Source organism: Geopsychrobacter electrodiphilus DSM 16401 (assembly GCF_000384395.1).
GTDB classification, from domain to species: Bacteria; Desulfobacterota; Desulfuromonadia; order Desulfuromonadales; family Geopsychrobacteraceae; genus Geopsychrobacter; species Geopsychrobacter electrodiphilus.
Genome location: NZ_ARWE01000001.1, coordinates 304,037 through 325,850, shown reverse-complemented (window position 1 = coordinate 325,850; position 21,814 = coordinate 304,037). Strand labels below are relative to the sequence as shown.

General features: G+C 54.1%; 17 protein-coding genes and 1 tRNA gene. 9 read left to right on the top strand and 9 right to left on the bottom strand.

The annotated features are described in order from the left end of the window. The first annotated feature begins 12 nt into the window (after positions 1 to 12). Positions 13 to 513, top strand: coding sequence for a zinc ribbon-containing protein (locus D888_RS22795; RefSeq protein ID WP_020674758.1), 501 nt, complete (start codon positions 13 to 15; stop codon positions 511 to 513). Here D888_RS22795 and D888_RS0101510 read toward each other — a convergent pair whose 3' ends face one another. Further along, positions 514 to 921 (bottom strand): bacteriohemerythrin, encoded by a 408-nt coding sequence (locus tag D888_RS0101510; RefSeq protein WP_020674757.1) that lies wholly within the window; start codon positions 919 to 921, stop codon positions 514 to 516. It lies immediately after the preceding gene. A 190-nt stretch (positions 922 to 1,111) separates the two neighbouring features. Between D888_RS0101510 and serA the strand changes: the two genes are divergently transcribed. Beyond that, on the top strand, positions 1,112 to 2,704 hold the full coding sequence (serA, locus tag D888_RS0101505) for a phosphoglycerate dehydrogenase (protein WP_020674756.1): 1,593 nt from the start codon (positions 1,112 to 1,114) through the stop codon (positions 2,702 to 2,704). A gap of 81 nt (positions 2,705 to 2,785) precedes the next feature. On the opposite strand, the gene D888_RS0101500 is transcribed toward serA, so the two are convergent. Genes D888_RS0101500 through D888_RS0101490 form a run of 3 tightly spaced genes read right to left on the bottom strand, consistent with a single transcriptional unit; the run spans position 2,786 to position 5,449 of the window. Next, the gene (locus D888_RS0101500) at positions 2,786 to 3,610 is read right to left on the bottom strand and encodes a 1,4-dihydroxy-6-naphtoate synthase (protein WP_020674755.1); all 825 of its coding nucleotides are present in this window, start codon (positions 3,608 to 3,610) and stop codon (positions 2,786 to 2,788) included. Continuing rightward, the gene (mqnB, locus tag D888_RS20390; protein WP_020674754.1) at positions 3,601 to 4,368 is read right to left on the bottom strand and encodes a futalosine hydrolase; all 768 of its coding nucleotides are present in this window, start codon (positions 4,366 to 4,368) and stop codon (positions 3,601 to 3,603) included. The genes D888_RS0101500 and mqnB overlap by 10 nt, the downstream gene beginning before the upstream one ends. Beyond that, positions 4,358 to 5,449, bottom strand: a complete 1,092-nt coding sequence (locus D888_RS0101490; protein WP_020674753.1) for a hypothetical protein — start codon at positions 5,447 to 5,449, stop codon at positions 4,358 to 4,360. Before D888_RS0101490 ends, mqnB begins: the two co-directional genes overlap by 11 nt. Positions 5,450 to 5,672: 223 nt before the next feature. Between D888_RS0101490 and D888_RS0101485 the strand changes: the two genes are divergently transcribed. The 3 genes from D888_RS0101485 to D888_RS0101475 all read left to right on the top strand — a co-directional run bounded on the left by D888_RS0101485 (position 5,673) and on the right by D888_RS0101475 (position 6,917). After that, on the top strand, positions 5,673 to 6,170 hold the full coding sequence (locus tag D888_RS0101485) for a roadblock/LC7 domain-containing protein (RefSeq protein WP_020674752.1): 498 nt from the start codon (positions 5,673 to 5,675) through the stop codon (positions 6,168 to 6,170). 17 nt (positions 6,171 to 6,187) lie between these two features. Continuing rightward, entirely contained in the window at positions 6,188 to 6,775 is a 588-nt protein-coding gene (locus D888_RS0101480; RefSeq protein ID WP_020674751.1) for a GTP-binding protein, read from the top strand. Positions 6,776 to 6,841: 66 nt separating this feature from the next. Beyond that, a tRNA-Asn gene (locus D888_RS0101475) sits at positions 6,842 to 6,917 on the top strand. Positions 6,918 to 7,010: 93 nt separating this feature from the next. Here D888_RS0101475 and D888_RS20385 read toward each other — a convergent pair. From D888_RS20385 to D888_RS0101450, 5 genes are all read right to left on the bottom strand, one after another. Beyond that, positions 7,011 to 8,111: a tetratricopeptide repeat protein gene (locus tag D888_RS20385; RefSeq protein ID WP_083928749.1), complete on the bottom strand. Its 1,101-nt coding sequence runs from the start codon at positions 8,109 to 8,111 to the stop codon at positions 7,011 to 7,013. 215 nt (positions 8,112 to 8,326) lie between these two features. Further along, positions 8,327 to 8,836 carry a GAF domain-containing protein gene (locus tag D888_RS0101465; protein ID WP_020674749.1) on the bottom strand — a complete coding sequence of 170 codons (510 nt, stop codon included), beginning with the start codon at positions 8,834 to 8,836 and terminating at the stop codon, positions 8,327 to 8,329. Positions 8,837 to 9,119: 283 nt separating this feature from the next. Then, positions 9,120 to 11,111, bottom strand: a complete 1,992-nt coding sequence (gene tkt / locus D888_RS0101460; RefSeq protein WP_020674748.1) for a transketolase — start codon at positions 11,109 to 11,111, stop codon at positions 9,120 to 9,122. 240 nt (positions 11,112 to 11,351) lie between these two features. Beyond that, complete coding sequence (locus D888_RS0101455) at positions 11,352 to 12,713, bottom strand: glutamate--cysteine ligase (protein ID WP_020674747.1); 1,362 nt, start codon at positions 12,711 to 12,713, stop codon at positions 11,352 to 11,354. A 4-nt stretch (positions 12,714 to 12,717) separates the two neighbouring features. Beyond that, the gene (locus tag D888_RS0101450; protein WP_020674746.1) at positions 12,718 to 14,058 is read right to left on the bottom strand and encodes a pyridoxal phosphate-dependent aminotransferase; all 1,341 of its coding nucleotides are present in this window, start codon (positions 14,056 to 14,058) and stop codon (positions 12,718 to 12,720) included. A 365-nt stretch (positions 14,059 to 14,423) separates the two neighbouring features. Between D888_RS0101450 and D888_RS20380 the strand changes: the two genes are divergently transcribed. The 4 genes from D888_RS20380 to D888_RS0101430 all read left to right on the top strand — a co-directional run bounded on the left by D888_RS20380 (position 14,424) and on the right by D888_RS0101430 (position 21,792). Then, the gene (locus tag D888_RS20380; RefSeq protein WP_020674745.1) at positions 14,424 to 15,650 is read left to right on the top strand and encodes a sensor histidine kinase; all 1,227 of its coding nucleotides are present in this window, start codon (positions 14,424 to 14,426) and stop codon (positions 15,648 to 15,650) included. A gap of 92 nt (positions 15,651 to 15,742) precedes the next feature. Further along, a complete protein-coding gene (locus tag D888_RS20375; RefSeq protein WP_169513259.1) occupies positions 15,743 to 16,540 on the top strand; it encodes a PstS family phosphate ABC transporter substrate-binding protein in 798 nt (265 codons plus the stop codon). Between the two features lie 33 nt (positions 16,541 to 16,573). After that, positions 16,574 to 19,663: a hybrid sensor histidine kinase/response regulator gene (locus D888_RS20370; protein WP_020674743.1), complete on the top strand. Its 3,090-nt coding sequence runs from the start codon at positions 16,574 to 16,576 to the stop codon at positions 19,661 to 19,663. Next, positions 19,660 to 21,792 (top strand): two-component system response regulator, encoded by a 2,133-nt coding sequence (locus D888_RS0101430; RefSeq protein WP_020674742.1) that lies wholly within the window; start codon positions 19,660 to 19,662, stop codon positions 21,790 to 21,792. Before D888_RS20370 ends, D888_RS0101430 begins: the two co-directional genes overlap by 4 nt. The last annotated feature ends 22 nt before the right edge of the window (positions 21,793 to 21,814 follow it).

Sequence of the window (21,814 nt, the reverse complement as noted above, 5' to 3'; positions counted from 1 at the left end):
GAGCGACAATCAATGACTGAGCAAAAACAAAATCCCGAAGAGAACGAGGACGTTCGTCTTTATCAAAAGATTGCTGACCGCGCCGCTGAGCTTTTACAGGAAGGACGCAAAAGCATCGATGAAGCGTTAAAAAAAGCGGGGGATGAAATTGCGTCTGGGGGTGAATATACCCGTGAACAAGCCGAAAAAGCTGGGGCCTATCTACGCCGTGACCTCACCGAGGTCGGTCGCAAGCTCAAACAGTCGCGCGACACGGTCATTGCGGCAGCGGAGCCCCACCGTTTAGCGGCCGGCGTTCAAAGTGGCCTGGCCAAGCTGCTCACTTCAACTGCCGATTTTCTGGGGGATATCGCAGATCGCTCAGAAAAGGTCCTTGAGTTTCACACCGGCGAGGTCACCAGTCCCGGCACCCTGACCTGCAAGGACTGCGGTAAGGAGCTGCGCCTCAAAGCGACCGTGCGCATCCCCCCCTGTCCCTCGTGCCACAAAACGATTTTTCGTAAATCGTACTGATCAACGCAGCCCTTTTTCGGCAAAGAGGGAGGTGTACTTCATATCGGAGACCAGGATGTGATTCTGTAGCCAGTCGGAGAGAAACTGAAGGATTTCAAATGACAGGACAAACTCCCCGGCGCTGACGCGTTCGCGAAGATCCCTGGCTTTGCTACGGAACTCCTCATGTGATTTTTGATGCGCCAACAACCCAAGATAGCCGAACTGTTGCATGTAGCCCTCTTCGGTTGAGAAATGGAGTTCCATATAGGCGAACATCTGCTCAATGATTGAGGTGATCGCTTCCTGGCCCTTATCATTATTCATGGCGTAGTGCATTTCATTGATCATATGGATCAGGGACTTATGCTGTTCATCCAATTCTGTAACGCCAACACTGTATTTTTCATTCCAGATCATAATTGCCATCGTGATTTAATCCTTGCCTTTAATTTGAGTGATTGACACAGAGTAAAGCATATTCCCCGCTATTTTCCATCTTTTAAGATCAATCCAGCCTCCTCGACGCGAGCGGAACGTTGACAGCCGTGGCCGTTGGGCATAAAATCCCCCTCTTTAAATTCCCCGCCAGGCAGTGGCAGACATGAAAGGTACAAAGATGAAAGTACTGGTGACAGATGAAATTTCAGAGAACGGACTGGCGCTGCTTCTCGAGGACCCTCGCGTAGAGCTGGACAAGAAGCTCGGCCTTTCCAAGGCGCAACTTCATGATACCATCGGAGCCTACGAGGCGATCATTACCCGTAGCGGCACCACCGTTGACGAAGCGCTGCTGGATCACGCAACCAATTTGAAAATGATCGCCCGCGCCGGAGTCGGCATTGACAATGTCGACGTCGCAGCGGCCAGCAAACGTGGCATTATCGTCGTCAACGCGCCACTCGGGAATACCAATTCAGCGGCCGAGCATACCATGGCCCTGTTACTCAGCCTGTGCCGCAACATCCCGGTGGCCAACGCCGACCTCAAGAGTGGCGCCTGGAATCGCGCCCCCTTCACCGGGCATGAACTGAAAGGCCGCACACTCGGGATCATCGGGCTAGGCAAGGTTGGAGGCCGGGTGGCGCGACGCGCCAAGGCGTTCGAGATGGAAGTCATCGCCTGCGACCCCTACATTGCAGAAAAACGTGCCGAAGATTTCGGTGTGAAGCTGGTGCCGCTGGACGATATCGTACGTTTCGCCGACGTGATTACCGTACACACACCGCTCAACGAAGAAACCAGAGGGATGATCACGGCCAGGCATTTTGCCAAAATGCAGGACGGCGTCATCATCATCAACTGCGCCCGTGGTGGCATCTTTGAAGAGGAGGCAACCCTTGAGGCCTTAAACAGCGGCAAGGTCATAGGTGCAGCCTTCGATGTCTGGAGTAAGGAGCCACCAGACACCGAAACCCTGAAGCAGTTAATCGGCCATCCCAATATGGTGGTCACCCCGCATCTGGGCGCCAACACCTTTGAGGCGCAGAAAAATGTCGCGGTCGACGTCAGTAGAGAAATTATCAGCTATCTGGATGGTCTGCCGCTTGAGAATGCGCTGAACATTCCGCGTTTCGACCCGGACCTGATGGACCAGATGAAACCCTTCATCGGACTGATCAGCACCATCGGCGACTTTATCTCACAGCTTGCGCCGCCCAACCCGAACAAGATCACCTTCACCTATCACGGCAAGCTGGCACGGTTCGACTGTGCACCGCTGACGGTCAGTGGCCTGGCCGCGCTGCTCAATCATTGCACCGAGCAGGAGGTTAATCTGGTCAACGCCAACCTGGTGGCGCACAACATGGGGATCGCCGTCGAAGAGATTCGTTCGACGGAAACTGAATCGTTCTCCAACCTGATCACACTGACCCTGGAGAGCGCAGAAGGTTCGCGCACCGTCTCCGGTACCCTGTTTGAGGGAACGCCGAAGATCGTCAAGATGCGCAACTTCGATATCGATTTCCGCCCCGAAGCGCACATGCTGGTGATGACCTACGCCGACCGTCCCGGCGCCCTCGGGAAGATCGGCACCATCCTCGGCGACGCCGGAGTCAATATCGGCAACATGAGCCTCGGACGCCGCGAAAAGGCCGGCGAAGCGATGGTCGTCTTCTCGATCGACTCCCCGGCTGACGAGGCAACCCTGCAAAAGATCTATACGGCGATCGACGCCAAATACATCAAAGCGGTGAAATTAAAAGCCTGATTCAGGTTTATCTTATAAAAGTCGAAAAGGCCGCCTCCTTTGCAAAGGAGACGGCCTTTTTAAATTCAAACTGCATGATAGTCAGACAAAGAGAGCCTGACTGCTCCCAGGAATCAGCCCACGCTTTTCGGCGCGGGCAAAGAGATCTTCGACGGCGGCAACGCCGGCATCACCCAGATCGCGCGAGTACTGATTCACGTAGAGCTCAATATGTTGGCGCATCACCGCTTCATCCATCTCCTGGGCATGGGCGCAGATATACGCGGTAGCCTGCCGAGGATGAGCCCAGGCGTAATCCAGACTCCGACCAATGGCATCATCGACCGCGTTGATCAGCGCTTTTCCCAGATTTCGTTTCGCCAGAATCCCCCCGAGCGGGATCGGATGACCGGTCTCCTGTTCCCACCAGTCCCCCAAGTCAAGCAGCTTGACCAACCCCTGCTCGGCAAAAGTAAACCGCGATTCGTGAATAATGACACCGGCGGCGACTTCACCCAGAGCGACAGCCGACATGATCTGCTCAAACGACATCACCTTCAGTTTACGATAGCCCTCCCCGTGGAGCTGCAACAACAGATTGGCGGTCGTCAACTCCCCCGGGATGGCGATCGTCTGATCCACCAGTTCACGCATCTCCATCGGTCGTTTCGCCACCACCAGGGGTCCGCAACCACGGCCCAGGGCCCCGCCGGCTCGCAATAAACAATATTGGTCGCGCAGATGTCCGAAGGCGTGATAGCTGATTTTGGTCAAATCCAGCATCGATTGCCGCGCCAGCTGATTGAGGGTTTCAACATCTTCATGCCGTACCTGCAGGCGGAAAGGGGCCTCAACCAGACCATGACTCAAGGCATGAAAAATAAAAGTATCGTTCGGACAGGGGGAATAGCCGAGAGTCAACTGCATGCGCGCTTCCTCAATTCAGGTAGATCCTTCAACAGGCGCAAAACGGCGCGCTGGGCGCTGGCCATACCGGCGGGCAGATCCCAGCAGGAACGATCGCGGGTGCCACAGGGATTTGATATCCCTCGCACCTCAAGCAGTGGGATGGAATATTCCCTCGCCACCTGAGCCAGGGCAGCACCTTCCATATTCTCGCAGAGACCACCACTTCGGGCTTCCAGCTCGCGACAGAGCACTTCGGTGCCACTCACCGTATTCACCGTAACAAACGGCCCCAGGCTGATTTTGAACTGACTCAGCTCTGGTGCCTCACGTAAGCAGGCAAGAGCAGCTGTGTAGTATTTATCGTTCAGAAAAAGCAGCTGTTCAAAAAGTTTGGGTGCCCCCGGTTGCGCAGAAATCCCCAGTTCGGCAAGCGGTACAAAGCCCCCTTCACTGGCAGTCCCCAGATCTCCGAAGAGTTCAGATGTCGCCAATGCCAGATCGCCATTCTGGAGCCCACTGGTTGGATAACTGCCACCACAACCGAAGACGATCAATGCTTGTGGCGCGATGCGTTCCAGCAGGCGGGTCAAATTAAACGCAGCTGAAACCGCGCCGATACCGGTATGTACTAACAGAATTTTAACTTCACAGAAGTGGCAGGAAAAACTGCGCCCAGGCAGAAGTGGATCGGGCGACAAGGGGAGTTGCTGGCGCAAGAGCGCCGTTTCATGAGGGGTCGCCGCCAGCAGACAGATCATTATCGGGTTAACGCGCAAACCAGCCGCTACGAATCAAGTCGCGACGCAGCTCCACCCCCTGCTGCCGGACAACACCTTGGTACCAGAAGGGTTCCTGGCGGGCATCACCTGAATCGGGGCTGTCGATACGCTTACGGCGGTCAACCAGAATACGGCGGAAGTTCCCATCAGGTTCTTCGAGAATTCGGGAAATTTTCTCGGCCAATTCGCCGGCAACACCCTCGAGTACAAACTGAATCAAGTCTCGGACCTTAAGCCCCAGACGGTATTCCTCAAGATCCCCATCAAATCCTTCTTCACACTCAACAACAAAGTCGCTCCAGTTCAGCAACAGACTGCCAAACTCGACCTCTCCCATCTCATCAAATCGCGCTTCTGCTCCAATGAGACGAGCCACTTCATCCTGTTCCTTACGCGTCAAAAAGAAAGAGATCCCCTCTTCGACCGGGTACATATCGAGCAGATCGATAAGCTGCTGACAGAAGTTTACGGAATCGAGGTCATCGGCGTGCAGTTGAGCCATAGATTCTGGTAGATCCTGTTTGGGCAGACCGAGCAAGGAGACATGATCATGGCCAAAATCGGCAGGCAAAACCAGATCGGGGCTAAATGGCAGGCCCTGACGCTGAAAAAAATTGCATAGCCTTAGATGGTTATCCGTGAAGAAGGTCAGGACTTTCTCTTCAGAGAAAAACATCTCCAGCCCCTGACGGTTGTTAGCCAGGCCGAATCCGACAAAACCATCGTGCACCAGACGCTCAAAGAAAGGCTGGACCATGCCGATAATCTCGGCGGTCGGCATGTAGGGGGAGTAAAAAACTTCAGGAACCGGACGGTCATCAGTCTCTGAAGTGCGTTGGATCAAGGAATCCTCAGGATAGTATTCAAGAATAAAAAATGCTTCTCCTGCCAGATAGCGAGAAAAAGCACGAACCAGAGGCTGAATTTTAGTTGAGCTGACAAGCGCCGTAAACCGATAGGCATTTTCACAATCTTCGAGCAACGCAAGGTCATACCCCTCACGCTGCTCATCGACAGGCTCGTCTACGTGCTGGTGCCAGCGTCGCAAACCCAGAGGCAATTCATAATTTGGCGACATTAGATACAATTTCTCCCGGGCTCATCGCCACAACAGCATTAAAGTAGCTCCGTGAAGATAGAGTTTTCAGCAATTCAAGTCAACTCTGGCCCTGTTGGAGTGTAAGCATTTGTCGTTTTTCTCCATGGGAGCGCAAGCCAACTTGGCGAAAAGCCTTGAATTCTTTTGAGTCAGAGTGTTATACAGTGCAATGGTATTTCAATAATTCCACAAGGAGACTCCGATGCTTGGGCCACAATCATCCCTGGTCATGTATGACGAGGAATACAAGCGCATCATGGTGCTCATCGAAAAACTTCTCCGGGAGTCGAACTCAAAAGTTATCTTTTTGGTCGACAAAAACGGACAGCTTATCGCTGCCGCCGGCGAAACAGAGCATCTCGACACGACAAGCCTGGCGTCATTGACGGCTGGCAACATTGCAGCAACCGGGGGACTGGCCAAACTGATTGGCGAGAAGGAATTCTCGATCCTGTTTCACGAGGGAGAGAAGGACAATCTCCATATCTCCATCATCGGCGGGCGTGTCATTCTGGTTGTCATCTTCGATGAACGCAGTTCACTGGGTCTCGTTCGACTGCGGGTCAAAAAAGCCAGCATTGATCTTGAAAATGTCTTCGCTGAACTGGTCAGGAAAACAGAGATTCACGCTGCATCCCCCGGCGTCGACAGTCCATTTGCCGAAATTACCGACGACGATATAGACAACCTCTTTAACTGATCGAGGTTTAATAACTTATGTCCTTCATAAACTACGCTTCACGCGAGATTAACTGCAAAATCGTCTATTACGGCCCTGGTCTCTGCGGCAAGACGACCAACCTGCAGTATATCTACAACAAGACTGCTCAAGACGCCAAGGGGAAGATGATCTCCCTTGCGACTGAAACCGAGCGGACCCTGTTCTTTGACTTTTTGCCTCTGGCCCTGGGTGAAATTCGTGGTTTCAAAACCCGCTTTCACCTCTATACGGTGCCGGGGCAGGTATTTTACGACGCCTCACGCAAATTGATCCTGAAAGGGGTTGATGGTGTGGTGTTTGTTGCAGACTCTCAAGAAGAACGATTAGATGCCAATATAGAAAGTATGGAAAATCTCAAGGACAATCTTGAGGAACAAGGATTTCAGCTCGAAAAACTTCCATTTGTTATTCAATACAACAAACGGGACCTCCCAAATTGCACCCCTGTAGAAGAGCTTCGTGACCTGCTCAACCCCAACGGGGTGCCCGACCTTGAAGCCTGCGCTTCCTCCGGAGAAGGGACCTTTGAAACCCTCAAAGCAGTCGCCAAACTGGTCCTGATTGACCTTAAAAAAGGTAGCTGAAATCGGCCTGAAAATACTTGACAGCGGGCGTCCAATCCCATATATTCCGAACCCGCAACACGCTATTCCCTTTTAGCTCAGTTGGTAGAGCAGGTGACTGTTAATCACCTTGTCGCAAGTTCGAGTCTTGCAAAGGGAGCCAATAATTCAAGGGCTTACAGACAAAAAGCTGTAAGCCCTTTTTGTTTTTTAACTGAAACAAAAACCTGTCATCAGCGTCATTTCTGGAAAGACTTTATTCAAGAGTCTCCCAAAGTTCAGCTGCCTCTTTCCATTTCATCGCTTCATCAACGTCCTGCTCAACTCCTGTACCGGTTGAATACATGATTCCCAAACAATATTGTGCCTTGGTATGACCCTGATCTGCGGCTCGCGTCCACCACTTGCGAGCTTTCATATAATCGCGTGCGACACCCTTGCCGTTGATGTACATCACCCCGAGATTGAACTGAGCATCTGGATTCCCGGCGTCAGCGGCGGTCATCCACCAGCGATGCGCTTCATTAAGGTCAGAGGCAACACCCAACCCCTTGGCGTACAATTGGCCTGCAGCAACCATGGACTTCAAGTGGCTGTGTTCTGCGGCTTTCAGATACCAGACCAAGGCCTTGCCAGGATCTCGGATTTCATCGTTTCCACGGGCCAGGATACTCCCGAGGCTGTATTGAGCATCGACATAATCCTGTTCGGCAGCCTTCTGTAGCCATTTATACGCTTCGGTGAAATTTTGTAGTACTCCGGTACCACGCGCATACATGAGGCCCAGATGATATTGGGCGGTTGGAAAATTCTGGTCTGCAGCCTGACGGAACCATTGCCGGGCTTTGCCATAATTACGCTTGACCCCCTTACCTACCAGATACATGTGCCCAAGAGTAAACTGAACCTTGGGGTTTCCCTGTTCAGCTGCCTTGCTCCACCAGCGTTTGGCTTCTGAAAAATCCTTGGGCACCCCATGCCCTTTGGCGTGCATCAGACCAAGATTGTACTGCGCATCCGAAAAACCCTGGGCAGCCGCGAGCCTGAAATATCTGAGGGCTTCATTATAACTCGGCTCAACACCACGTCCCCTGAAATAAGCCTGCCCTAATTGATTTTGTGCACGCGCGTAATTTTTATCGGCTGCCTTACGGTACCAGAAGACCGCTTCTTCAGGATTCTGCTCACAGCCCTTTCCCGTGTCGGCCATTCGTCCCAACATGAAATAAGCCCGCGGATAGTCCTCCTGAGCGGCTAATCGAAACCATTTCCGGGCTTCAGAATAACTTCGATCAACCCCCTTGCCATGATAATAGTTCATGCCTAGACGATAGTGAGATTGCGCCATTCCACTCATAACTATTACTTCCCCTCAAAAGAACACTTTGTCTTATAATCATCCATCACAACGGCGAAACGGACACCCGACTGTAAAGCCAAGCCCGGCGATCTCTTCAGGGAGTTCGCGGGTTTTAGCCCAAGGCGCTGAACCTTCCGCATTCCGTGAATTACCTCGGGTAAAGTATAACCTATCAACGCAGGCTTTTGCCTCTTTTTCCTTATCCATCCCCCCTATAGATGACGCATGAGCGTCCGGGCGATCAGTCCCGCACCCAAAAGTTGCTCGCGGGTGAAATCCGGGCCCGCTTCGGCGTGGCTGGCGGCCTTGCGACAGACTTGTAAGACTCCGAGACAACGCTCCCGATTTCGAATCGGAACACTGAGAATCTTTTGAATCGGCAGGGCCTGTCCATACTGTTCTTTTAACGGAAACACTTCAAAAATTGAAGTATGGCGGGTGACGGAAAAATTGTTATTCATCACAGGCTCCAACTCCCGATAGGTCCGAGCGGCCAGAGATTCCTTACTGGAGAAAGGGATGGTTCCCGAATTCTGTAGGCCACGTGGCCAGAGAAAGTGCAAGGCCTCGGCCTTTTCATCCGCCAGCAGCAGGGCAATCTCCCCCGTGCTGACGTTCAGGCCCTGGCCGATCGCTTTCACAGCAAGGGCCAACCCTGCTCCTAGCAGATCACGACTGGCAAGCAACCGATCAAGGTTGCGGCAAAACTCTTTTATCTCCATGCGCTGACTCCTGTTGGCCGTTGGACCTCAAGGTCTGATATCACAACACGCTAGTGCCGTCAAAATAAGGTCCTTGCCAACATCGGTTGACTGTTTTTTTGGGTCTAATTTCAAAATCAGCCCAAAACGAAACCCAGTCCACCCAGCACCTGACAAACCGGAACCCCAAATGGTTATATCGGCATCAGGAACAAAATTTAAGGGTGCCTTAAACGTTAGATCAAACGCAAAAAGGGCGGTCCGTGATGGGCCACCCTTTTTGCTACTGTCTTTTGGCGACCTCTCAGCCGAGAAGCGCTTTGGCCTCTGATATCATATGCTCTGCGGTAAAACCAAACCTCACCATCAACTCGCCCGCGGGGGCGCTCGCCCCATAGCTGGTCATCCCGATCACAGTGCCGGCGCAACCGATATAGCGTTCCCAGCCGAAGGTTGATGCGGCTTCCATCGCCACCCGCTTTGTACAGGCTGGCGGCAGCACCGCATCACGATAGGCCTGCGCCTGGGTCTCGAAAAGCTCCCAGCTGGGCAGCGAGACGACACGCGTCCCGATCCCATCGGCCTGCAGGGCTGCGCGTGCTGCCATTGCATGCTGGACTTCGGAGCCGGTGGCGATCAAAATCATCTGTAGTTCGCCCTCTTCCGCCGCCAGCACGTAGCCGCCTTGTTGCAGACCGCTGGCCGCACCATAAACCGCGCGATCAACAGTGGGCAGCCCCTGCCGGGTCAGGACCAGCATGGTCGGCCCCTTACGATTGGCGATCGCCGCCTTCCAGGCTTCGACAGTCTCGTTGGCGTCGGCCGGACGGATCACGGTCAGGTTCGGCATCGCCCGCAAACTGGCCAGATGCTCCACCGGCTGATGGGTCGGGCCATCCTCCCCCAGACCGATAGAGTCGTGAGTCATGACGTAGATCGGAGCCAGTCCCATCATCGCCGCCAGACGGATTGGGGGGCGCATATAGTCGGCAAACACAAAAAAGGTCCCGGCAAACGGGATGATCCCGGGTGTGTGGGTTAAACCATTCATGATCGAACCCATGGCATGCTCACGAATGCCGTAGTGGATATTTCGGCCACTTTTCCCAGGGAGCCAGGATGTAGCACCTTTGATTTCGGTATTGTTCGACGGCGCCAGATCGGCCGACCCGCCGAGCAGCAACGGTATCTTTTTGGCAAGAGCCTGAATCACGGCTCCGCTGACTTGGCGGGTCGCCTTGGCGCCATCCGCAGGAGTAAAGACCGGCAATTCAGTCCCCCAGCCTGCCGGCAGTTCGCCATCGGCGACGTCCAGCCAGGCAGCGACCGCCGGAATCGATTTTTTCAGGGTCAGTTGTTTGTTCCAGACGGCCTCCTCCTCAGCGCCACGCGCCAGCGAACCGCGCATATGCTCGGCCACGCCCTCCGGCACCACGAAACACTCTTTGGGATCCCGGCCATAGGCCAGTTTGGTCAGTGCCAGTTCATCGGCGCCCAGGGGTGCACCGTGGGCTTCGTGGCTATCATGCTTGTTTGGCGCCCCGATCCCGATATGCGTACGGGCGATGATCAGTGACGGACGGGAGTCATTTTTGGCACGCTCCATCGCAGTATCGATCTCGGCCAGATTCTCCCCTTCGACCCGCTGCACATGCCAGCCATAGGCCAGATAGCGTGTGCCGACATCTTCGCTGAAAGCCAGAGAGGTATCCCCTTCGATGGTGATCTTGTTGTCCAGGTAGATATAATTAAGATTGCCGAGTTTCAGGTGGCCTGCCAGTGAAGAAGCCTCAGACGACACCCCTTCCATCAGATCGCCGTCACTGCAGATCACCCAGGTTCGGTAATCAAACAGCTCAACATCGACCTGTTGCGCCAGAAATTGCGCCCCCATTGCCATCCCGACGGCCACGGCCACCCCCTGACCCAGAGGACCCGTAGTTGTCTCGACGCCGGGTGTATGTCCGAACTCGGGATGCCCTGGGGTCTTGCTCCCTGCTTGACGAAAATTCCGCAGATCATCCAGCGACAGATCGTAACCGCTCAGATGCAGCATACTGTAGATCAGGGCTGACGCATGTCCGCACGAGAGCACAAACCGATCACGCCCGGCCCAGTTCGGATTGGCCGGATTATGTCGCAGATGACGGTTAAACAGCAGGTAGGCGATCGGGGCCGCTTCCATGGGCGTTCCGGGATGGCCGGAGTTGGCCTTTTCAACGGCATCAGCCGCCAGCAAGCGAATGGTATTGATCGATTCTTTGACGATGGGGGCAGTAAATTCTTTCGGCAGCATGAAAACTCCTTTGTTGGGCGGCTGCGTTCGAACGACTCTTATCACTTCATAAGAAGAAAAAAGAACGCCGGGTCAGGGATTTCCGCCCGGTCGAGAGCTGACATTGAAACAGGAACGCGTCGAAAAGACAAGGGGGGATACAGGGTTGCGCCGGCTTTTTCTCACAGGGAGTCCCGCACAAAAATCTGAGTCCATATCAACATAGAAGGACTGCTCATCTGTGCAGTCTCCTGGTTAGGCTCAGGCTTTAAACGCATAGCCGCAGAAATGCTGCAGATGCTTCAACTTCTGCTGCCGGCTGCCATGCCATCCCGCCAAAACGAGCTCGGCCAGGGTTTCCCCCGACCTTAAAATTGGTTCCAGCGGGTCAAGGAAACAGGATTCATCATCCGCGTTGTACCCCTGAAGATATTGGCGGGCCAACCCCTGTCGGGCCAACGCAACGAGTTCACGCGCCAGTTCCAGCAGAGTTGCCTCACCAAAACGGGCTTTCAATCCGATCCGCCAGGATTCCCGATAAAGCTCCTGTCTCCGGGTTAAATTCAGATCCTCTATAAGAGCTTCAGCATGCTGAAGAGCCAGGTCATCATAAAAAAGACCCTTGACCAGACTCGCGACCGCGAGCGCAAAATCTGGAGGCAGACTGTCAGGAGTCCGCAGTTCAAGCTGAGGGCGTAAACGAACCTCAGGGAACAGGGTCGAGAGATGGACATCCCAGTCACCCAAACAGGCAACCTCTCCCTTCGCGCCCTGTTCAAGGAAATCGGCGAAGCTGATCCGTCGATCGGTCATATCGACCAGTCTTGCCCCCCGCTGCAAAAAATAGAGCGGCGTCTGCAGGGCATAGGCGACATAGTCATCGAGGGATCCGCCCTTCTCCATAAAGGCCGGAATCAGTCCGCAGCGATCATTATCGGTGCGTGACCAGATCTCGCCGCGTACCGACAGATAGCCGCATTCGACCCCGTCCAGTAACGGGGAGTTTGCAAACAAGGCATAGAAGACCGGAGCGAGCCACTGCAGCAGCCGCAGCTTGCGCACGCAATCCGCCTCATCCAGATAATCGAGATTGACCTGAGTCCCGGCGGTCTGCTTCATCATCCGCTGCCCCATGTCACCGGTCTTGAGCATATAGGGACCCATGATGGCATAGCGCTTTTTCGGTAGCCACTCGATCTGTGGCAAAGGGGTGAAGGGCTGAATCCCAAAACCAAGAATGGCAAGCCCCAGACGCGGCGCAACCTCATTGATCTGCGCGGTGTAACGCGCCAGATCGCGTTTGTTACAGTGCATATCGCAACAGAGCCGACCCGAGAGCTCGAGCTGCCCCCCTGGCTCAAGCGTCACCGAGGAGCGCTTCCCCTGCAGGCCGATCAGGGCTTCATCATCATAGATCCCCTGCCAGCCTGCCGTCCCATCAAGCTGGGTCAGAAGCTCACGAATCTGCCCATAACTTGCCGCTTCGCCGGTTCCAGCGTCGATTACCAGCTTTTCTGTCTCCAGGCCGATCCCCCAGTCTTCACGGGGACGCGCCCCAGAGCGCAGGTAAGCGAGCAGGTCGTCACGAGAAGAGATCAGTTGATTGGCAGCAAAATTTCTCATGCGGTCAGTCTACCATTTTTGCGTCTGCCGCACGCCGCTCGCCGGAAGAAAGATAATCACCGACCGCCCTGGCCAGAGTCTTGAACACTTTGGTAAATTCCTTTTCGTCCATCTCTAACAGGGTCACACGGAAACCACGTTCATCGGTACAAAAAGACGAAATCGGCACCACGCAAATACCGGTCGAGGCCAGCAGATAATAGACAAAGCGCTTATCATGGCTGACGCCCGGGACATTGATCAAGCCATCGACCAGTGCTCGCACATCAGCATTCTCAATCGGCAGCGACTGCTGATTGTTCAAGAGACCCGCCTTGAACACGACGCTCATGTAGAAGGCACCATTGGTGCGATTCACCTTAAGCCCGGGCACCTGCTTCAACATATCATAGGCGATATTTGAATATTTCTCGTAGCGCAGGCGACGCGTCTCCAGATATAGCGGGTACTCCGGGTGGCTGAGAATCTTCGGGATCGCTTTTTGCGGCAGCGTCGTCGAACAGACCTCGACCATCTTCGAGTTCAGAATACTCTGGATATACTTGGCAAAAACCGGGTCTTTATCGGCATTGTAAACTTCGATCCAGCCGCAGCGTGATCCAGGCCAGGGGAGTTCCTTGCTGATCCCCTTCATCGAGATCGCCGGCAGGTCACCAATCAGGTCTGAGATCGGTTTGGTGCTTTCGCCGTTAAACACAATGTTGTGATAGATCTCATCACAGATCAGGAACAGATCATACTCCGTACAGATAGCGATGATCTCCTTGAGAATCCGCTCCGGGTACACAGCTCCCGTCGGGTTATCCGGATTGATGATCAGAACCCCGGAGATGGCGGGATTGTATTGCACCGACAGGCGCAGATCATCGAGATCAGGATACCAGTTGTTATCCGGATTCAGTCGATAAGTCACAGGCTTCTGCCCTGCATGTGCGCCCTCCGCCGAAGAGTGGGTCGAATAGGTGGGGGACGGTCCAATGACCCGCGCCTCACGACTCAACAGGCCGTAGACCTTTTGAATCGCGTCGCCCAGACCGTTGAAAAAGATGATATCCTCCGGGGTGATCTGCGCCTTGCCGCGGGCGTTGGTCAAATCAGCCAGAAATTGGCGTGTGCCGAGCAGACCCTTGGTCGCGCAATACCCGTAAGAACAGTCCTGCATCGCCAGATCGGCAACGATCTTCTTCATCCACTGCGGGATTTTTTCCCCCTTGGCGATCGGATCGCCAATATTTTCCATATTGGTTTTGATCCCCAGGCGGTTCATCTTTTCTGCGATCTCGACGATCGCGCGGATTTCGTAGATTAACTCGCCAGCCCCGATGTGCACGATATTGTTACGCATAGTCTCTCTCCTGAATCTCCGGATGCTAAAAAGCCATGAACAGTGACTGTCCATGGCCTGATAAAAACTGCTCAATTGTGATTCACAACGGCTTAGGCTGTAGACAGTCTCCGGCGGTCGATTGCCGCCATGGTCGCCTCTGTTGCCGCCGCTGCCAAGATCATTCAGTATTCCTCACGGATTAAAAACTCTCCGCCTCAACTATCACAGCGGTCGCGGCAAGTCAATTTATTTCAAATCTCACAAAAGCAAACATTACATAATCGCTATTGACATAAAACCATGCTAATAATACAGGATTAAGGCGTTGTTCCTGAGAATTTGTAAAAGCAAAACGCCATTGGCATTTTTATGAGGAGCGAACATTGGCCGGCGCTGAAAAAAAAAGTCCTCTGATTCTGGTGGTGGATGACGATGCGTCCATCCGGGTGATGGTGTGCATGTTTTTACAGGAAGAGGGGTTCATCATTGCCGAAGCTGAAAACGGCGAAGCCGCGCTAGAAGTCTTTGACCAGGTACAGCCACAAGCTGTGCTGTTGGATGCCATGATGCCGGTCATGAACGGCTTTGATGCCTGCCGTGCCTTGCGGAAACGACCCGCCGGCGAACACGTCCCGGTGATGATTATCACCGGTCTGGACGATGTGGACTCCGCTCAACGTGCCTATGAGGCCGGGGCCACTGACTTTACCACCAAACCTTTCAACTTAATTATGCTCGGCTACCGGTTGCGCTATATGCTGCGAGCCAGCCAGACACTTAATGACCTCCAGACATCCCTGGCAATGATCCGCCACCAGGACAAAATGGCCTCGACCAGCCAGCTGTCAGCCGGGGTGGCCCGCGAAATCAACAACCCGCTCGGCTTTATCAAAAGTAATCTGTCCACCCTGAACACATATTTCTGCAAGGTTCTCGGGCAGCCGGGCATTCAGGAGAAGGTGATAGCGGAACAGGCGACTGATGAGGCCCGCGACCCAGCTGCCGTATCAGGTAAAATGCATAAAATCGATGACCTGTTGACGGAGGGACAGAAACTCATCGCCGCATCTCTGGAGGGAACTGATCAGATCCGGAGAATTGTGGATGGCCTCAAGGATCTTGCCCGGCGAGATGTAAACGACCGCGAGCCTACCGACATCAACCGCTGCCTGGAGACCACCATCAATCTGGTCTGGAACGGGATCAAAAACAAGGCCCTTATTCAACGTGACTTCGGCGAACTGCCCCACCTCTCCTGCTACCCTCACCAACTCAGCCAGGTGTTCGGCAATCTGCTACTTAACGCTGCTCAAGCAATTGAGAAACAAGGCGAAATCAGAATCAAGACCTGGTGTGACGGCGAACAAATCTATATTGCGGTCGCCGACACCGGTTGCGGCATCCCGGCAGACAACCTTAAACGGATTTTTGAGCCGTTCTTCACCACCAGAGAGATCGGCAAAGGGGCCGGGTTGGGGATGACCATCTCCTATGACATCGTCAAAAATCATGGTGGGGAGCTCAAAGTGACCAGTGAAGTCGGCAAAGGGACCACCTTTACCTTGACCCTCCCTCTGGTCGTTCCAATGAGGGTGCAGTCACCAGCGTAAATTATCGACGGTCTCATTTTCACAGAAGATTTGTCGTTCGAACTTAAACATCGGAGGTCAGCATGCGACAATCAGTGTTTCACGGGTTATTGATGATAGGACTTCTTCTTACACTCGCAATGCCCGCCGCCGCACAAAATCAGATTACGATTGACGGCACCGGCGACAGCCAGGAGCTGTTGCGAACTCTGGCGCAGGCCTTTGAGGTCGTTAATCCGGGGATGCAGGTTGTGGTGCCGGACAGCATCGGTTCCTCCGGTGGTGTCAAATCACTGATAAAAGGAAACTGCGACCTGGCCCGGGTCGCCCGACCGTTGAAAGATAAGGAGCGAGCAAAAGCTGCCGACCTAAAGTATCGAGTTTTCGCCAGATCACCGGTGATCTTCGCCGCTAACCTCCCCAGCCGCTGCCTCAATAATCTCACCAGCGCCCAGTTGGTCGGGGTTCTCTCCGGTTCGCTGACCGACTGGTCAGAGCTGGGCGCTTGCCCGGCGCATAAAATTTTCATCGCGCTGCGTGAAGAGGGGGATTCTTCACGCTCAGTAATCGAGAAGGTGGTTCCAGCAGTTGCCAGCATCGCCCAACCGGTCGGCCAGACGATTTACTCAACCCCGGAGACCATTCAGACCATTGCGGACCATGCCTTCACCCTCGGCTACAGTGCCCTGGCCGCCACCCTCAATCATCCTTTGCAGATTTTTTCTTTCAACGGAATTGCGCCGACTGAAGAAAATGTCCAGAAGGGTTCTTACCCCCTGGTCGCACCATTCGGGCTGGTCTGGAGAGGCAAGTTGTCTGGCCTGGCCAAAACCTTTGTTGAGTTCATCTTCAGTCCGGCGGGTGAGAAGATCATCCGGGACGCCGGGGTCGTTCCGGCAGGTGTTAAATAAATTTTCGTTGTCACAGCTTCTGGGGGAGACTTGATGCGCCGTACCATCAAACAAAAATTCCTGATTGCTCAGTCCCTGGTCATTTTGCTCAGCATCCTGCTGCTGGGCGGTCTCAGTATGTTCTTTATAACAACTGCCCTCAAAGATGCGCTGTTCGATAAGCAGCTTGTCCTGGCAAAATCTTTGGCCAGCACTATCGAATCTACCTTGCAGGATAAAATATCATTACTGGGACGCGTCGAGACCCTTGAGTATGAGAAATACTCTCGCGACCTGCCGCTCGTCAAACACTTCACCAAATTTCATAAGGTATTACCTCGCCTGAGTTACCTGAACCGGGACGGAGAGGAAGAAGTCAAGGTTGTCAATGACAAGGTCGTACAACGCTTTGACAATTATCGACAGACCCTCTGGTTTGCACAGGCCATGAGCAAACCCAATCAGGTGGTCCTCGGTAAGGTGACAACCCTGCCTGACAGCCAAGAGCCATCCCTGCCGATGGCCATGGCGCGTTTTAATTATTTTGGTAATACCTTTGAAGGGGTCTTGCTGGCTCAGGTTCCCATAAGTTTTTTGACCCAAAACTTTAATAACCAGCAAGTTGGTGAGCATGGATTTATCCTCCTGTTTGACACTAGTGGCCACCGGCTCAGCTCTTCTGGCACGACCTCCAAGGATCCGGCGCCATCTCAATATTCTCAGCTGCAGAGTCTTTTCCACGGCACCGCAGGCTTTGACCAGGGCACCTATCAGGGGGAAGAGGTCTTCGTCGCTTGGGCCCAGGTACCGACAACCGGGTGGCAACTGTTCACTGTACTTCCGGCGAGCGAATTTCTAAAGGTGCCAATCCATCTGGCATTAATGACTCTAACCATCTGCCTGGCCGTTTTATTGGTCGGCATTTTCCTTTCCCGAAGATTCTCCCGACCGATCGTTCGCCACATCGAACAACTCAACCAGCATGCGCGAAATGTTGCCCGCGGAAATTTATCCGAGCGGCTCAATATCAGCAGTGGGGATGAGCTCGAAATGCTGGCCGACGCCGTAAACAGCATGACCAGCAGTATCTGCGAGAACCAACGAGCGCTGAGCCTTGCCAAGGACGCTGCCGAGGCTGCAAATCGATCCAAATCCCAGTTTCTGGCCAACATGAGCCATGAAATCCGCACTCCCATGAATGGTGTGCTAGGCATGACTGAACTGTTGCTGGAGACCACCCTGGACCGGGAGCAAAGACGATTCGCTGAAACAGTGCGGGCCTCCGGTGAAGCCCTGTTAAATCTGATCAATGATATCCTCGATTTTTCCAAGATTGAGGCCGGTAAACTGGAACTGGAAGCGCTCGACTTCGAACTGCGGCCAATGATCGACGATATCGCCCAGTTGCTGTCTGGCCCCGCGCACAGCAAAGGTTTGGAATTGGCCGTTCAGGTCACCACCGAGGTCCCTGAAATCCTGGTCGGTGATCCCAGTCGCCTGCGTCAGGTTCTGACCAACCTGATGGGCAACGCGATCAAATTCACCGAGCAGGGAGAGGTGGTGGTGCGAGTCACTGCGGGCCGAGAGCAGGGCAGGACTGTTCGTTTGCACTGTTCAGTTGAGGATACCGGCATCGGCATTACCCCTGCCGCTCAGACTAAGCTGTTCAAAACCTTCTCCCAGGCGGATGGCTCGACCACCCGCCAATATGGCGGCTCGGGTCTCGGCCTCGCCATCTCCAAACAACTGGTAGAACTGATGGGAGGGGAGATCGGCGTCGAAAGCCAACCCAACAAGGGCTCTAAGTTCTGGTTCACAATTAAATTATCACGCAGTGAATCTGCGACACCAACGCCGAACTCAGCGCGCAGGGATTTAGTCGGCTTGCGCGCCTTGATCGTTGATGACAATGCCACCAACCGCGAAATCCTCGCGCACAGCCTCAGCTACTGGGGGATCTTCTGCGAAAGCGCCGACTCCGGCCGTCAGGGACTGGCCATGCTGCGGGCGGCACGCACACGCCAGCTCCCCTTCGACCTGCTGGTGCTGGACATGCATATGCCTGAAATGGACGGGTTTGAAGTCGCCCGGGAGATTCAACAGGATCCTGACTTTAAAGCCTTGAAAAAAATCATGCTGACCTCGGTCGGTTTGCGTGGCGATGGACAGATGGCCCGCGAGGTTGGCATCAACGCCTACCTGACGAAACCGGTGAGGCAGACCGAGTTCTTCAGCGCCATGGTCTCGGTCATGAACTCCAAACCCGACAACTGCAGTCCACGGCTGGTCACCCGTCACAATCTGCAGGACGTTACTACGCAGTTCGATGCGCGGGTGCTGGTCGTCGAGGATAACCTTGTCAATCAGCGGGTGGCCAAAGGGATGCTGAGCCTTTTCGGCTGCCAGATAAATGTGGTTGATAATGGCCAACAAGCGCTTGAGGCAATCAACTCTGGCAGCTACGAACTGGTCTTCATGGACTGCCAGATGCCGGTCATGGACGGATACCAGGCCACCGCCGAGATTCGCAAAAATGAGCAGGAACTTGGAACTAAGCCGCTGGTGATTATTGCCTTGACCGCCCATGCCCTGGAAGGTGACAACGAAAAGTGCCTGGCAGCCGGCATGAACGACTACCTGACCAAACCGTTCAATAAAAGCCAGATACACAGCGTCCTCGAACGTTGGCTGGGGCCAGCGCAGTTACAGACACCGATCCTGATCGAACAAGTCGCCAAACAAGCAACTGTGGCTGACGCTGCCGCACAAGGGCCATCCTCACCCATCGACCGTAAGGCCCTGGACGCGCTGCGTGCCCTGGAAACTGAGGCCATGCCCGATCTGGTCCAGCAGATAGTTGCCGCATACCTGGAACAATCCCCCGGACTTCTGACCCAACTGCATCAGGCGGTCGGAGATAACGACTGGGAGACGACCCAACAGATGGCCCACTGTCTGAAATCGAGCAGCGCCAACCTTGGGGCCTTGCATTTAGCTGAGCTGTGTAAAACCATGGAGATGGGGAGCCGCGCTGGACAGGTGCAAAACGCCGCAGACCTTTATACTCAGATCAGCGACGAATATCAGCGCGCACAGGCTGCCCTGCTGATTGAAACACGAAGCGGACTGGAAACAGATACATGATTCAAGACCCTAAAAAGCCGGTCATTCTGGTTGTCGATGACGACCTGACCATGCAGCTAAGCTTGCGCGGCGCACTGGAACAGGCCGGTTTCAGCACGCTGATCAGAGGAGACGGCAAATCAGCGCTCAAAGCCTTTACCGAGCTCCGACCAGATCTGCTGCTGCTGGATGTCATGATGCCGGGCATGGACGGTTTCGAGACCTGCCGCGCCCTGCGCCAGCTCCCCGGCGGCGAACACACCCCGGTCTTAATGATGACCGGCCTTGACGACATAGCTGCGATTCACCACGCCTTTGAGGCGGGCGCCACCGATTTTATCAGCAAGCCCCTCAATTGGGCCATGCTCGGCTACCGGGTGCGCTACCTGCTTCGTTCCGGCAAAGTCTTTCAGGATTTACAACAAAGCCAACTGCAGCTGGCCAAAGCCCAGCAGCTGGCCAAGCTGGGGAACTGGGAATGGGACCCACCGACCAGGAGCATCAAGGGCTCGGCTGAGTGCTTCCGTCTGCTGGGCCTGGACAACCAGGACGCGCAGCTCGCCTTCAAGGAGGTCTTCAGGTATATTCCTGTCGCAGAGCAGGAACTGGTCCGCGTTACTATTGAAGACGCTCTCGCTGAACAAAAACCCTTCACCCTGAATCATCGAGTCGTGCTGACAAATGGCGAGGAGCGTAACCTCCTCAATCAGGGGGAAGTGGTCTTCTCAGAGGTTGGTAACAGAAGCATCGTTCGCGGCATCATACAAGACGTGACCCGAATAAGAGAGGCCGAAGAACAGATCCGGCATCTGGCCTTTTACGACGGGTTGACCGGCCTCGCCAACCGTCAACTGTTCTCTGATCGCTTGCAAAATGCGTTGGCGACCGGCCGTCGATCGGAGCGCTTAATGGCTCTGTTATTTCTTGATCTGGATCGATTCAAAAGGATCAATGACACCCTCGGGCACCACCTCGGCGATCTGCTGCTAAAAACAGTCTCTGAGAGAATTGAGACCTGCATCCGCGACACGGATTCGCTGGGACGCTTTTATCTGGATGAGACGAACACCTGCGTATCGCGACTGGGGGGTGATGAGTTTCTGGTTCTGCTGAGCGAACTGGCTAACCCCGAGGATGCCGCCAGAGTCGCCCGAAGGATTCTTAAAGCCATTTCAGAACCATTGCAGCTCGGGGGGCACGAGGTGTTTGTCACGACCAGTATCGGTATCAGCCTTTTTCCGGAAGATGGTCAGGACGCGGAGTTGCTGCTGAAAAACGCCGACATCGCCATGTATGACGCCAAAGACAAGGGCCGCAACAGCTTTCAATTCTACAAGGCCGAGCTCAACAACGTCGCAACCGAACGCCTTGCCCTGGAAAACGAGCTGCGCAAGGCTATGGAACGGGATGAGTTTGTGCTTTTTTATCAGCCGCAATTTAACGTAGAGAGTGGTCGGATTGTCGGTGCAGAAGCCTTGATCCGCTGGCAGCACCCGACCCGGGGGCTGCTTAATCCCGGAGATTTCATCGCCATCGCCGAGGACGCCGGGCTGATGACCCCGCTGTCTGAATGGGTGGTTCAGAAAGCCTGTCACCAGAACAGGGCCTGGCAGAACCTGGGACTACCGGCGATAAGAGTCTCAATCAACCTCTCGGGTCAGCAGTTCTCCTTGCCATCAAGTCGTACAAAAGTTCTTGAAATGGTGGAGAATTCCCTCAAAAACAGCCGGCTTGATCCGCAGTATCTTGAAATTGAGCTGACGGAAAGCATGTTGATGGAAAACACTGAAGACACCAGACTCATTCTGCAGCAATTGAAGAAGGTGGGGGTCAGTATCGCCATTGATGATTTTGGTACCGGATATTCTTCGCTGGCCTATTTAAAGGCCTTCCCGATCGACACCTTGAAAATCGATTGTTCCTTTGTGCGAGATATCACCACCAGCACCGATAGCGCCGCCATAACCCGGGCAATCATATCGATGGCCAACCATCTGGAATTGAAGGTCATCGCCGAAGGGGTTGAAACCAATGAACAGCTCGGTTTTCTGCAACAACTGAGTTGCCAGGAATATCAGGGTTATCTACGTAGCCGACCATTACCCGCCGACGAATTTTTAGAACTGTTCAGGCAAGAAGGTTTCAGGTAGTCAATAGAGCGGGTTATGCCTC